Raw genomic sequence first — 13,802 nt, 5'->3', positions numbered from 1 at the left:
GGCCCTCCTCCGGCGGTTTTTCGATCCGGCCGGAGGGGTGCGATGCTTTACCTGAAATGCCCGTATTGCGGCCAGATGGCCGATGAGACGGAGCTTGCCTCCGGCGGGCAGGCCCATCTGCGCCGCGAGGGGCCGGACAGCTCCGACAGCGCGTTCGAGGCGTATCTTTTCCTCAGAGACAATCCCAGAGGCGTTCATTTCGAGCGTTGGCGCCACGCCTATGGGTGCGGGAAGTGGTTTCATGCTGCCCGCTGTACCCGCACGCTGGAGGTCTTTGGCACCTATCGTGCACAGATGGGTGCCCCCCCGCAGGATATCCTGGCCGCCATCGCCGCCCGCCGGGGAGAGACAGCATGAGCCTGCGACTGGATACGGGCGGGCGGTTTATCGACCGCGCCACGCCCGTGCGCTTTACCTTCAACGGCCAGCCCCATGAGGGCTTCGCGGGCGATACGCTGGCCTCCGCCCTGATGGGCGCGGGGCGGCTGATGGTTGGACGGTCGTTCAAGTATCACCGCCCGCGCGGGGTCGTGGCCTCCGGTGTGGAAGAACCGAACGCGCTTTTCGCCCTGGGGGCGGGTGGGCGTCATGAACCGAACCAGCGCGCCACGACCACCGATCTGGCCGCGGGGATGCAGATCCGAAGCCAGAACCACTGGCCTGGCCTCGGGTTCGACATCGGCGCGCTGAACGCGCGGTTGGCCCGGTTCTTGCCTGCCGGGTTCTATTACAAGACGTTCCTTAGCCCGCCTGCCTTCTGGAAGCATGTCTATGAGCCGCTGATCCGGCAGAGCGCGGGGCTGGGCCGTGCCCCGCAGGCCGCCGACCCGGACGGGTATGAACACTTCCATATCCATGTCGATGTACTGATCGCCGGCGGTGGCGTGGCTGGCATACAGGCGGCGTTGCTGGCCGGGGAGGCCGGTGCGCGTGTGCTGATGATGGAGCAGACCGCCCATTGGGGCGGGCGGGCCCCGGTCGATTCCGTAACGGTGGCGGGCCAGCCCGCGCAAGACTGGCTGCGTGCCGCGCTGGCCCGTCTTGACGCGATGAAGAACGTCACCCTGCGGACGCGCTGTGGCGTGGTGGGGGTTTATGACCATGGCTATGTTCTGGCGGATGAGCAGCCGCCCCCCCCCGGACCGCGCCACCGTTTGTGGAAGATCCGCGCCCGTCAGGTCATTGCCGCCACCGGCGCGCTGGAGCGCCCCCTGGCCTTTCCCGGCAACGATGTGCCGGGGGTTCTGCTGGCCTCTGCGGTGCGGGATTACGTGGTGAACTGGGCCGTTGCGCCCGGTCGGCGCACGGTGATCGTCACCAACAACGACGATGCCTACCGCACCGCGATCGCGCTGGTCGAGGCAGGCCTGGAGGTGCCCGCCATTCTCGATGCCCGCGGGCAGGCCAACGGCCCCTTGCCGGAGCGCGCCCGCGCGCTGGGTCTTCGGGTGGAAACGGGAAAGGGGATCGGAAAGGTGCGGGGCAAGACCCGCGTCACCGGCGCGGGCCTGTGCAATCAGAGGGGCTCGGGGTTGGTGACGGAGGTCATTCCCTGCGATGCCGTGGCAATGTCGGGGGGCTGGTCGCCGGTGGTTCACTTGTGGTCCCATTGCGGGGGCAAGCTGATCTGGGATGAAACGCAGGCCCATTTCCGCCCCGATCCGGCGCTTGGGCCGGTCTCTCATGATGGCGTGGCCTTCGTTCATTGCGCCGGTGCCGCGGCGGGTGCATTGCAGGCCGGCCCGTGCCAGACGACGGCGGGGCAGGCCGCCGGGGCCGTGCTGAAGCTGTTGGGCTGCAAGGCCGGCGCCCCCGACCACGCGACGGCCGAGGCCGAGGCCCCCCTTGCCCCGGTCTGGGTCATGCCGCAGCGCGCGGGGCCGGCGTTGCGGGCGAAGATGTGGCTGGATTTTCAGAACGACGTCAAGGTCAGCGACGTTCAGCTTGCCGCCCGTGAGGGCTACGAAAGCGTCGAACATACCAAACGGTATACGACGCTGGGCATGGCAACGGATCAGGGAAAGCTTTCCAACATCAACGGGCTGGCGGTGCTGGCCGAAAGCCTTGGCGCCGGGATCCCGCAGGTGGGCACCACGACCTTCCGTCCGCCTTATACGCCGGTTCCCCTTGGGGCCATCGCGGGACAGGCCCGGGGCAAGACGTTTCAGCCCCTGCGCCGGACCCCGATGCAGGACTGGCACGAGGCCGAAGGCGCGCGGTTCGAGCCCGTCGGCCAGTGGCGGCGCCCCTATGCTTATCCGAAGGGTGAAAGCCTGGCGCAGGCCGTTCGGCGCGAGGTACGCAACACCCGTGAAAATGTCGGGCTTCTGGATGCCTCGACCCTGGGCAAACTGCTGGTGAAAGGGCCGGATGCGGGCCGGTTTCTCGATCTTCTTTATACCAACATGATGTCCAGCCTTAAGGTGGGGCGTTGCCGATACGGGCTGATGTGCAACGAGAACGGGTTTCTCATGGAGGACGGCGTCGTTGCCCGGCTGGGAGAGGACAGCTTCCTGTGCCATACCACCAGCGGCGGGGCTGAGCACATTCACCAACATATGGAGGAATGGCTGCAAACCGAGTGGTGGGACATGCGTGTCTACGTGGCCAACCTGACCGAGCAATATGCCCAGATCGCGGTTGTCGGGCCGAAGGCCCGGCAGCTTCTGGAGCGCCTTGGCGGCATGGATGTTTCGCCCGAAAGAGTGCCGTTCATGGGCTGGGCGGAGGGGGTGCTTGCCACCATTCCCGCGCGGGTGTTCCGCATCTCGTTTTCGGGGGAGTTGAGCTTTGAGGTCGCCGTGCCCGCCAAGCGGGGGATGGCATTCTGGCAGGCCTGCCTTGAAGCCGGGGCGGATCTGGGCATCGCACCCTATGGCACTGAGGCGTTGCACGTCATGCGGGCCGAAAAGGGCTTTATCATGATCGGGGATGAGACCGACGGCACCGTCACTCCGCAGGATCTCGGGCTGGACTGGGCCGTTTCAAAGAAAAAGGACGATTTCATCGGGAAGCGCGGGCAGGCCCGTTTGCATCTGTCCGGCCCCGACCGCTGGAGGCTGGTTGGCCTGGAAACGACGGATGGCAGCGTGCTGCCCGAAGGGGCCTATGCGCTTGCGCCGGGGCGGAACGCGAACGGGCAACGCAATGTACAGGGGCGCGTGACCTCGACCTATCATTCCCCGACTTTGGGGCGGGGAATCGCGATGGGTCTGGTCCGCCGCGGGCCGGAGCGCATGGGCGAGGTGTTGGAGTTTTCCAGCCTCGATGGCCCGCCGGTTCCCGCGCGCATCGTCAGCCCGGTATTTTATGACCCGGACGGGGAGAAACAGAATGTCTGAACCCGGCTTCGTATCCGTTTCCGAACTGGGTGCCGGGATGATCGCCCTGCGTGGGGATTTGCGCTCCAAAGTCTTCCGCAAGGCCGCCGAGGCCGGGACCGGTCTGAAGCTGCCTGCGCCCTGTACGATTGTATGGGATGGCGCGCGGGCGCTGGGCTGGATGGCGCCGGACGAACTGCTCCTTGTGGTGCCGGAGGGGGAGGGGGCCGTCACTGTCGCGGCACTGGAGCATGCGCTGGCCGGCCAGCATGCGCTGGTGGCGGATGTGTCGGACGCGCGGGCGATGTTCCATATTTCCGGCCCCGGTGCGCGAGAGGCGCTTGCCAAGCTGACGCCTGCCGATCTGTCCCCCGCCGCGTTTCCTGTCGGAACGTTGCGCCGTACCCGGCTGGGGCAGGTGGCGGGGGCGCTCTGGGCGGAAGAGAGGGGACTGACCGTGTTATGCTTTCGTTCTGTCGCGGTGTACATGCGTGATCTTCTTGCGGACGCGTCCCACCCGGATGCCGCGTTGCGTGTGTTCTGAGGGGAATTTGCCCCGATCGGGTATCCAACTCTTGACGTTTTGTCGCAGGGCTATCACTTCTGCCCCATCAATCCATTCCAAGAGACGAGGTGCTGACAATGGCATTCGAACTTCCCGAGCTTCCCTATGCCCATGATGCTTTGGCCGATTTGGGCATGTCGAAGGAGACGCTGGAATACCACCATGACCTGCACCACAAGGCGTATGTCGACAACGGAAACAAGCTGATCGAGGGGACGGAGTGGGCCGGCAAATCTCTCGAAGATATCGTCCGCGGTACCTACCAGCCCGGGACCGTGGCCCAGAACGGGATTTTCAACAACGCCAGCCAACACTGGAACCATACCCAGTTCTGGGAAATGATGGGGCCCGGAAAATCCGCCATGCCGGCAGAGCTTGAAGCCCGGTTGAAAGATGCCTTCGGTTCGGTCGAGAAGTTCAAGGAAGAGTTTGCCGCCGCCGGGGCGGGGCAGTTCGGATCCGGGTGGTGCTGGCTGGTGGCGGAAAGCGACGGTACGCTGAAAGTGACCAAGACCGAAAACGGCGTGAACCCGTTATGTTTCGATCAGGCCGCACTTTTGGGATGTGACGTGTGGGAGCATTCCTATTACATCGACTTCCGGAACAAACGCCCGGCCTATCTGACCAATTTCCTGGAAAATCTCGTGAACTGGGAAAACGTGGCCAGTCGCTTGCCGGGGTGAGAAAAAAAACAGGCTCGCCCTTTGGGCGATCCGATGACAATGTAATCACCTCCTGTTATAAGTCTCCCAGCAACAGCTGGGGGACATATGACCGGGAAACTTTCTGAAATCGTGGCATCTTTTCTCTACCGGGCGATCACGCTGGGGGAAGTGGACGTTGTGGAAGAGGCTTTTGGAGATTTTGCCAGATTGACCGGCTTGCAGGCGGAAGCCCTGCACGGCAAGCGCGAAATGCTGCGGTTTCAGCGCCTGCTTCTTTCGCAATACAAGAACATCGGTTTCGAAGTGCAGAAAAGTATCGAAGAGGGGGATTGGGTTGCCTTGCGGTGCGTCTTTACCGGCACCTATCGGGAGAGTCCCTACCAAATGGAAGCGCAGTGCATGGCACGGATCGTGGCGGGAAAAATTGCCGAGATGCATTTCCAGGGCGATTACATGCGCCTTTTCGAACAAACCGGCCATCTGCCCCATAATAGTCGGGACATGTGCCTTTTGGGGGCGCAGTTCCGCCTTGCCGGCTTCGTCGATCAGAAGGCGAACTGACGGGGGTGTACTTTTGTGTTATCGCTGATAATGCAAAAGGAGGCCTCAATGAAAAACCTTGCTGAAGTTGTCGAGAAATTCCTGCATCGCGCGTGGTATTTAAAGGACTCTTCGGCGATTTCCGAAATGTTCATCGAATTTGCCAAGGTTTCACGGCTGGAAGACGGAACGGCCGAAAAGATGCAGGAATTTCTGCGATTGCAGCAGATGGTGACCGCGCAGTTCGATGAAATTCGTCATGTCACCCTGCGCAGCATACAGGAGGGGGAGTGGGTCGCGATGCGCGTGCTGATCACGGCGCGGCACCAGGCCACGGGGGTTTCGGTTCGGACCCGGACCCATATCATGGCGCGTGTCGTCGGTGGCCGCATGGTCGAAGGACACGACCAGACAGATTTCCTTTCACTTTTTGAGCAAGTCGGCCTGATACCCCCCCGCGCGCGTGAGCATTGCCTTCTGGGGCGGGCTCTCATACCCGCTCCCTGATCTGGTTTTCGTCTCCGCCACGCGCTAAGCCGGACCGAAAATGGAGATTCCTCATGTCAGATCCGGCCCGGGGCGTTCTGGCGATTGTCGCAGCCTGTGTCATCTGGGGGCTGTCTTCGATCTATTACAAGCTTCTTTCTCATGTGCCCGCGCCGGAGGTTCTGGCCCACCGCACGCTTTGGTCATTGGTTTTCTTCGGGTTCGTGCTGTCGGTGCAGGGACGGTTGGGACAGGTGTGGGGGCTGGTGCGCTCGCACCGGGTGGGGTGGGTGGTTCTGGCGGCGCTGGCGATCTCCTTCAACTGGTTCCTGTTCATTTCTGCGGTTCAGACGGGCAAGGCGATGCAGGCCAGTCTTGGCTACTACATCTTTCCGCTGGTCGCAGTGGTGTTCGGGGTCCTGTTCCGTGGGGAACGGCTGACCCCGGTGCAATGGCTGGCGGTCGGATTGGCGGCGCTGGCGGTTCTGGGGCTGACGCTGGGGTTGGGGGTGGTGCCGGTGATCTCTTTGGCGCTGGCGCTCAGTTTCGGGGCCTATGGCTTGCTGAAAGGGCGGGTGGAGGCCGGGCCGGTTCTTTCCGTGACGGGGGAGGTGCTTTTGCTCACCCCTCTGGCCCTGATATGGCTGTGGGCCGGCCCGGCGGAGACTTTCGGCCAGGACTGGCGTGACAGCTTGCTGTTGGTCTGTTCCGGTCCCCTGACGGCAACGCCGCTGATCCTGTTCTCCTATGCCGCGCGGCGGATCAGCTACGCCTCCGTAGGGTTGATCCAATACATCAACCCGACCCTCCAGTTCCTTGTTGCAACTTTTGTTTTCGGAGAGATCTTTACCCAATGGCACGGGTTGGCATTCGGGGGAATCTGGACGGCGCTGGCGCTCTATTCGGTCTCTGCGCTGCGTCAGGAAAGGGCGCTGCGCAGGGCGGCCTCCAGCGCGTCGACGGTGGGGATCACGCGGATGTAATCGCGCAGGTCTGCCTCTGCAAAGCCTTCGGCGATGAAATGATCGACCAGATCCACCAGAGGGGTCCAGAAACCGTCGGTGTTCAGCAGGAATATCGGTTTGGCGTGCAGGCCAAGCTGGCGCCAGGTCAGAACCTCGAAAAACTCATCCAGCGACCCGGCGCCGCCCGGAAGTACCACGACGGCATCGGAGTTTACGTACATCACCGTTTTGCGTTCGTGCATGTTGGAGGTCATCACGAAGTGGGACAAATCGCGTTTGCCGACTTCACGCTCACACAGGTGGCCGGGGATGACACCGAAGGTTTCCCCGCCCTCTTCCTGGGCGCTGCGCGCCACGCGCCCCATCAGGCCGACATCGCCCGCCCCGTAAACCAGCCGCCAGCCGCGGATGGCGATCATGCGCCCGGTGGCCTCGGCCGCCTCGGCATAGGCGGGGTTTCCCCCATCGCGGGAACCGCAAAAGACGCAAACGGAAGACTTGAAACGAGTCATGGCTGTCCCCTGATCAAAACTTTTCCAGTTTTGTTAGCCCCCCTGTCCGAGTCCCGCAAGCGGTGCGGTTCTGGTGTTTCCCTCCCGAACGGATTAGGCTGAGACGTTCAGCAAAATCCAGGCCGTTTCATGCCGCCCAGACCAACCACCGCCGACCTTTCCCGCCTTGACCGCGAAAAAGCCCTGCGCACCATCCGGCGGGTGGGGCCCTACCTGTGGCCCAAGGGCGAAAGCTGGGTAAAGCGGCGGGTGGTTCTGGCGCTTCTGGCGCTGGTGCTGGCCAAGGTGGTTTCCGTCCTGACCCCGTTTCTCTACAAGGCTGCGGTCGATCGCCTGACCGGGCAGGACGACCCGGCCACCATGCTGGCCGTTGGGGCGATCGGGCTGACGGTGGCTTATGGAATGGCGCGCCTGATGAATGTCGGCTTTCAGCAGTTGCGCGATGCCATCTTCGCCCGCGTCGCCCAAAGGGCGCTGCGGCGTCTTGCACTGGTGACGTTCACTCATATCCACAACCTGTCCCTGCGGTATCACATGACCCGCAAGACCGGGGGCCTGTCCCGTATCATCGAACGTGGCGTGAAAGGGGTGGAATTCCTGCTCCGCTTTCTGCTGTTCAGTATCGGCCCGTTGGTGCTGGAACTTACGCTTGTCGCCGGGATCTTCTTCTTCGTGTTCGATATACGGTATCTGGCCATCGTGGTGGTGACGATTGCGCTTTATGTCTGGTTCACCTTCAAGGTGACCGAATGGCGTGTGCAGATTCGCCGTGAGATGAACACGCAGGATACCGACGCCAACCAGAAGGCCGTCGACAGCCTGCTCAATTTCGAAACCGTCAAGTATTTCGGCGCCGAAGCCCGCGAAGCCGCCCGCTACGACCGGGCCATGGAAGGCTACGAGAGGGCGGCGCTGAAAACGTCCTACTCACTGGCATTTCTTAACTTCGGTCAGTCCTTCCTGATTACCGCGGGGCTGGTAGGGGTCATGGTGCTGGCCGCGCGCGGGGTGGAGGCGGGGGCTTTGACCGTCGGGGATTTTGTGATGGTCAACGCCTATATGATCCAGATCACCATGCCGCTGAATTTTCTGGGGACGGTATACCGCGAGATCCGCCAGTCGCTGGTGGACATGGCAGAGATGTTTGACCTGCTTGAACAACCCGCCGAGGTCACCGACAAGCCGGGCGCCCGCGATTTGCAGGTCAGGGGCGGCCGGGTGGATTTGCGCGACGTGTGCTTTGGGTACGATCCCGAACGCCCCATTCTGCGGGGCATCAGCCTGAGTGTCCCGGCCGGGCGGAAGGTGGCCATCGTCGGGCCTTCGGGCGCGGGGAAGTCCACCATCGGGCGGCTGTTGTTCCGGTTTTACGATGTCACCGACGGCGCACTTCTGATCGACGGGCAGGATCTGCGTGATGTGACACAGGACAGCCTGCATGCCGCTATCGGTGTGGTGCCCCAGGACACGGTGCTGTTCAACGATACGATCCTCTACAACATCGCCTACGGTCGCCCCGATGCCACCCGGGCCGAGATCGAGGCGGCGGCGAAGGCGGCCAAGATCCATGATTTCATCGTCTCGCTTCCGCAAGGCTATGACACGGCCGTCGGTGAGCGTGGCCTCAAATTGTCGGGGGGTGAGAAACAGCGCGTCGGAATCGCGCGGACCTTGCTGAAAAACCCGCCGATCCTTGTTCTGGACGAAGCCACCAGCGCCCTTGACAGCGAAACCGAGTCCGTCATCCAGGATGAGTTGAAGGCGATGGGCGAAGGGCGCACGGTGATTGCCATCGCGCATCGCCTTTCGACCATCGTGGATGCCGATGAAATCGTCGTTCTGGAAGCCGGGCGCGTGGTGGAAAGCGGCACCCACGATGCGTTGATTGCACTCAACGGACGCTACGCGGCGATGTGGGCGCGCCAGCTTCGCGGAGAAGACCTGGAGGCGGCCTGATCATGCCCGATCATTCCGCCGCGCGCACGGGGGAGGTTGCCGGGCGCGGGGCTTCGTCTGTCCAGATCATCTCCGGTGAGTCGTGGCGACGCGCCGCGATTTCAAGGTCAAGATCGCGCCTGGTTCGCCCCTGCGGCCCTTCCAGCCAGATCAGAATCCGCCTCAGCCCCCCATAGGCGCCCTTGGTTGCCCAGACCCGTAACGCCAGCAGGGACGGCGTGACCAACAGCGTCAGGACCGTCGCCAGCCCCAGGCCGAACACCACCGCCGTGGCCAACTGCTTCCACCACAGCGCCGAGGGGCTGTCTATGGTATAGCCGCCGTTGAAATAATCGACGCTCAGCCCCAGCATCATCGAGGACAGGCCTGCGATCGTGGTGACCGTGGTCAGCAGGACCGGGCGCAGCCGGGCCTCTGCCGTGCGGGTAATGGCCTCAAGCTTTGGCATGTAAGAACTGTATTCCTGGTATGTGTCGATCAGGACGATATTGTTGTTCACCACGATTCCCGCCAGCGCGACGATGCCCGTCCCCGTCATGATGATGGAGAACGGCTGCCCCATCGCCATCATGCCGATCAGAACGCCTGTCACCGACAGGACAACCGCCAAAAGCACCAATACTGCGTTATAGAAGCTGTTGAACTGCGCCAGAAGAATAAGGAACATCAGCGCCAGGGCCGCCCCGAATGCCTGTTTCAGGAAGGCCCCGGATTCTTCCTGGTCCTCCTGGTCGCCGGTCCATTCCCAGGTGACGTCCGGCGGCAGGGGGCCGGTTTCCAGCCACTCTGTCAGGGTTTCGATACGCTCGGTCGCGGTGATGCGCACGCCGTCCTCGCGGTACAGGCCGTCGCTTACGGCGGCCTTGATGTCGAAATAGCGGTCGCCGTCGACACGGTTGATGCGCCCGATCTGTGCCACCGGCGTGCGGGTGATGAAGTTGGCCAGCGGTACAAGCCCCTGCTCGGTGCGCACCTTCATTGTATCCAACGTGGACAGCACGCGATCCTTTTGCGGCAGGCGCACCCGGATATCGATTTCCTCATCCGAACTGGGAACGCGCATCGTGTCCAGCAGGATTCCACGGGTTACAAGCTGCACCATCGCGCCCACGGTTGCCACGTCGGCGCCGTAGCGCCCGGCCTGTTCGACATCCACGTCGATCTGCCAGTCGATGCCGGGCAGGGGCATGGTATCCTCGATATCGGTCAGCCCCTCGGTTTGCGCGAATTGCCCGAGCGCCGTTTGCGCAGCCTTTTTCAGGCTGTCCCAGTCGTCTCCGCGCAGGCGTAAATGGACCGGCTTTGCCGAGGCCGGCCCCCGCGCCTGGACGAGGATTTCCGTCTTGATCCCGTGCAGGGTGGAAAGCCGTTCCTCAATCTCGGCCAGGATAACGTCCCCGTCCAGTTCCGCGATTCCGGCACGATCTTCCCACGGGATCAGTTCAAGTTGCACCTGCCCGATCGTATCCAGCGGCGGTTGCGCGCCGCCGGTGTTTTGCGTCAGGCCGCCTTCGCCGGCAAAGGCGAACACGTTCATGACCCCCCGGTAGCCGATTGCGATGTCTTCGACCTGCCGTACCAGCGTGTCCTTTTCTTCCAGCGAAAGATTCCCGCGCGCCCGTACGAAGATGATGGCCTGTTCCGGTTCGCCCTCCACGAAAAATTCGACACCGTTGTTGTTCTTGCCGTAAATCATGAAAACAGAGAACACGAAGGCGATGACCACACCTATCGTGACAACCGGCATCACAGGGTTTGCGGTAAGCATCCGAATAAACCGCCCGAAGGCACGCAGGGGCCGCCCGGCCTGAACCGGCGCGGGCATCGGTTCCGGTTTGAGCGCATTGACCGCGATCGATGCCCCGACCGCCCCAAACCCGAACAGAATCGCCCCAAGGAAAACGCCCCCGACGGGGAGCAGGTAAGCGGGGTTAAGGATTTTCATCATCCCGACGAACATGGTCCCCAGCGCCAGCGCGAACATCCCCGCGCGCAGGCTGACCGGCAGGGGCCGGACCCATGCCGTGGCCCGCCACAGGATGCGTGAGAAGCGCCCGGCAAGCCCCCCGATCACCGGCAGGTAGATCAGGGCCACCAGCAGGCTGGCGGACAGTACGAAAATCAGCGTTACCGGGAGCATGCCCATGAATTCTCCGGGGACGCCCGGCCAGAAAAGCATCGGCAGAAAGGCACAAAGCGTAGTGGCTGTCGAACTGACGATGGGCCAGAACATGCGCTTGGCGGCCTCGGTGAAGGCGTGCATCGGGCCGGTGCCTTCGCCAATGCGCTTGTCGGCGTATTCAACCACGACGATGGCCCCGTCCACCAGCATGCCGACCGCGAGGATCAGCCCGAACATCACGATGTTCGAAACCGCCACATCCATCAGCCCCAGCAACACGAAACACAGCAGAAAAGATGTCGGGATCGCGAATCCGACCAGCAGCGCCGAACGCGTTCCCAGAAAGGCGAGCACCACGACCATCACCAGTGAGATTGCCGTCAGGACCGACCCTTCCAGCTGGCGGACCATCGAATCGACCGTGGTGGACTGGTCCAGAGAGAAGTCCACCCGCACCGCCTGCCGCAACTCCTCAGGCCAGCGGTCGCGTTCCTCTCCGACAAGGGCGCGCACGGCGGTTGAGGTGTCGATAATGTTGAAGCCCTTCCGCTTGACCACCTGCACCGCCACGGATTTGTGACCGTTGAACCGGGCGGTGGAGGCCCGATCTTCGAAGGTCAGGCGGATTTCAGCCAGTTCGCCCAGTGTAACGACCCGGTCGCCATTGGTCTTCACCGGCAATGCGTAGACATCCTGCGCGGAACTGAAGGAAGACGGAATCTTGACCGCGAAGGCCCCGGTGGCGGTTTCCACCTCTCCCGCGGCGATAAGCTGGTTGTTGCGGGTCACGATGCCGATCAGCTCTGCGGCGGTGACGTTATAGGATTCCAGCCGCAGCGGGTCGATAACCACTTCCACCATCTCGTCCCGGTGCCCGGCAAGCGGGGCTTCCAGGACCGCTTCCATGCCCTCCAGCCGGTCTTGCAGATCCTTCGCCAGCCGCAGCAACGTGCGTTCCGGCACATCGCCCGAAAGCGTCGCCACGATAATCGGAAACTCGGAAAAATTGATTTCGTTGACCGAGTATTTCTCATACCCCTCCGGGAACTTGCCTTCGGCTGCATTCATGCGGTCGCGGACATCGGCCATGATCTTGGTCTTGTCCCAGCCGAATTCGAATTCCAGCGCCACCCCGGCATAGCCTTCGCGTGCGGTTGCGGTGATATCCTTGAGACCTTCGAGATCGGAAAGCTCCGTCTCCATCGTCTTGATGAGCAGCTTCTCCGCATCCTCGGCCGAAATGCCGGGGAAGGGGACCGACACGAAGAGCGCGGGAATCTCGATGTCCGGCTCCCCTTCCTTCGGCAGGCTCGTGTAAGCCGTCCACCCCGCGACAAGCGAGAGCACGACAAACGCCAGAACCATCCGCGCGCGGGCGGCGGCCCAGTCTATCAGACCGGTCATCTGGCCGCCTCTCGCAGGCTTACGCTGACCGGCACGCCATCGGTCACGAATTCCTGCCCGACGACGATGACCTGCACGCTGTCGGGCAGTCCGCTCAGCCAGATACCCTCTGCGGTGTCGTGCAGGATTCGCACGGGGGCAAAGCGGGCCAACCCCCCCCGCACCAACCGGACGCCCATGCGGCCGTCATCGTCGATCGTCAATGCCGACTGGGGCAGCAGATGGGCCGTTTGGCCGGGGGCGGAGATGGTCATTTCCACGGTTTGCCCGTCGCGCAGGGTCAGGTCGGGGTTGGGAATCTCGGCCTCCACCCGGAATGTGCGTGTCACGGGATCGGCGGAGCGGCCGATGAAGCCGATCCGCCCGGTAACCTCGTCGCCGGTGGACAGCCGCGCGGCAACGAACGCCCCGGTTTCGACCTTGGCAACCTCGGTTTCAGGAACGTATCCGACCAGCCTGACCGGATCGAGCTGGATCAGCGTGGCGCAAAGCCCGCCGTTTTGCATGAGACTTCCCAGCTCCGCGGCATCGGTTTCCAAAAGCCCGTCAAAGGGGGCGGCGATGGTCAGGTTTTCTACCTCCCGGCGTGCGGCGGCCATTGCGGCTTCGGCGCTGCGCAGCGCGGCTTGCGCGCGCTCCAGCGCAGCGGCGGTTGCGGCGATGCGGGTCTGCGAGGCGAACCCCTCCTTGGACAACTCACGCGCGGCGATGTCGTTGATCCGAGCCTCGGCAAGGGTCGCTCGCGCACCGCTGACATTGGCCTCGGCCTCGGCCAGGCGCGCGTCGCGGGTGCCCGGATCGAGCCGGCACAACGGATCCCCCGCCTTGACGAAACTTCCCTTGCGCAGGGGTTCGGAAATCACCTGTCCGGCAGTCTCGGCGCGGATTTCGACGCTGCGGGCGGCTTCGGTCTGGCCGCGCACCCGCAGGGCTTCCCGTACGGTCTGGGCCTGGCTTTGCAGGGCGACCACCGGGATCTGCGCCCCGGCCCGCGGTTCGGCAGGCGGCTTGGGGGCGGGCGGTTCCGCCCCTGCGACGGCCATGACCAGATCGCGCTGCATAACCATCAGGTACAGCACGGCGAGCACGGTCAGGGCGGTCAGCATCGGAATCTTGCGCATGGGGCCTCGTGTCGCTTTGGACAGAACGTATGTCAAATGTTCCGTCCTGCAAAGATACACAAGGGATGCACGGATTTTTCTTCTGTCGCAAGTCGGCACCGGCGGGGCTTGGCATTTGCATATTCCTTGCGTTACATGGGGCAAAT

11 protein-coding genes are annotated in these 13,802 nt (G+C 63.1%); 8 read left to right on the top strand and 3 right to left on the bottom strand.

Features of this window, described 5'->3' with window-relative positions; translation table 11 throughout:
- Window positions 1-42 precede the first annotated feature (42 nt).
- The 7 genes from C8N32_RS11695 to rarD all read left to right on the top strand — a co-directional run bounded on the left by C8N32_RS11695 (window position 43) and on the right by rarD (window position 6,559).
- Window positions 43-357, top strand: a complete 315-nt coding sequence (locus C8N32_RS11695) for a sarcosine oxidase subunit delta (RefSeq protein ID WP_107893171.1) — start codon at window positions 43-45, stop codon at window positions 355-357.
- Window positions 354-3,341: a sarcosine oxidase subunit alpha family protein gene (locus C8N32_RS11690; protein WP_107893170.1), complete on the top strand. Its 2,988-nt coding sequence runs from the start codon at window positions 354-356 to the stop codon at window positions 3,339-3,341. Before C8N32_RS11695 ends, C8N32_RS11690 begins: the two co-directional genes overlap by 4 nt.
- Complete coding sequence (locus C8N32_RS11685) at window positions 3,334-3,864, top strand: sarcosine oxidase subunit gamma (protein ID WP_107893169.1); 531 nt, start codon at window positions 3,334-3,336, stop codon at window positions 3,862-3,864. The genes C8N32_RS11690 and C8N32_RS11685 overlap by 8 nt, the downstream gene beginning before the upstream one ends.
- A 98-nt stretch (window positions 3,865-3,962) precedes the next feature.
- On the top strand, window positions 3,963-4,568 hold the full coding sequence (locus C8N32_RS11680; RefSeq protein ID WP_107893168.1) for a superoxide dismutase: 606 nt from the start codon (window positions 3,963-3,965) through the stop codon (window positions 4,566-4,568).
- A gap of 87 nt (window positions 4,569-4,655) precedes the next feature.
- Window positions 4,656-5,111 carry an ester cyclase gene (locus C8N32_RS11675; protein WP_107893167.1) on the top strand — a complete coding sequence of 152 codons (456 nt, stop codon included), beginning with the start codon at window positions 4,656-4,658 and terminating at the stop codon, window positions 5,109-5,111.
- A 48-nt stretch (window positions 5,112-5,159) separates the two neighbouring features.
- Window positions 5,160-5,597, top strand: coding sequence for an ester cyclase (locus C8N32_RS11670; RefSeq protein ID WP_170106795.1), 438 nt, complete (start codon window positions 5,160-5,162; stop codon window positions 5,595-5,597).
- 53 nt (window positions 5,598-5,650) lie between these two features.
- Window positions 5,651-6,559 carry an EamA family transporter RarD gene (rarD, locus tag C8N32_RS11665; protein WP_107893165.1) on the top strand — a complete coding sequence of 303 codons (909 nt, stop codon included), beginning with the start codon at window positions 5,651-5,653 and terminating at the stop codon, window positions 6,557-6,559.
- Here rarD and C8N32_RS11660 read toward each other — a convergent pair.
- Window positions 6,496-7,053: an LOG family protein gene (locus C8N32_RS11660; protein WP_107893164.1), complete on the bottom strand. Its 558-nt coding sequence runs from the start codon at window positions 7,051-7,053 to the stop codon at window positions 6,496-6,498. The two genes, rarD and C8N32_RS11660, sit on opposite strands and share 64 nt — an antisense overlap.
- A gap of 129 nt (window positions 7,054-7,182) precedes the next feature.
- Here C8N32_RS11660 and C8N32_RS11655 point away from each other — a divergent pair, with 129 nt between their 5' ends.
- Window positions 7,183-9,009, top strand: a complete 1,827-nt coding sequence (locus C8N32_RS11655) for an ABCB family ABC transporter ATP-binding protein/permease (RefSeq protein ID WP_107893163.1) — start codon at window positions 7,183-7,185, stop codon at window positions 9,007-9,009.
- A gap of 10 nt (window positions 9,010-9,019) precedes the next feature.
- Here C8N32_RS11655 and C8N32_RS11650 read toward each other — a convergent pair whose 3' ends face one another.
- Both C8N32_RS11650 and C8N32_RS11645 read right to left on the bottom strand, forming a co-directional pair.
- Window positions 9,020-12,535, bottom strand: coding sequence for an efflux RND transporter permease subunit (locus C8N32_RS11650; RefSeq protein WP_107893162.1), 3,516 nt, complete (start codon window positions 12,533-12,535; stop codon window positions 9,020-9,022).
- Window positions 12,532-13,656 (bottom strand): efflux RND transporter periplasmic adaptor subunit, encoded by a 1,125-nt coding sequence (locus C8N32_RS11645; RefSeq protein WP_107893161.1) that lies wholly within the window; start codon window positions 13,654-13,656, stop codon window positions 12,532-12,534. Before C8N32_RS11645 ends, C8N32_RS11650 begins: the two co-directional genes overlap by 4 nt.
- Between the last annotated feature and the right edge of the window lie 146 nt (window positions 13,657-13,802).

The sequence above is a fragment of the Rhodovulum imhoffii genome, from assembly GCF_003046545.1.
Lineage (GTDB): Bacteria > Pseudomonadota > Alphaproteobacteria > Rhodobacterales > Rhodobacteraceae > Rhodovulum > Rhodovulum imhoffii.
The sequence above is the reverse complement of the archived record's forward strand: the minus strand, read 5'-3'. Positions and strand labels throughout refer to the sequence as shown.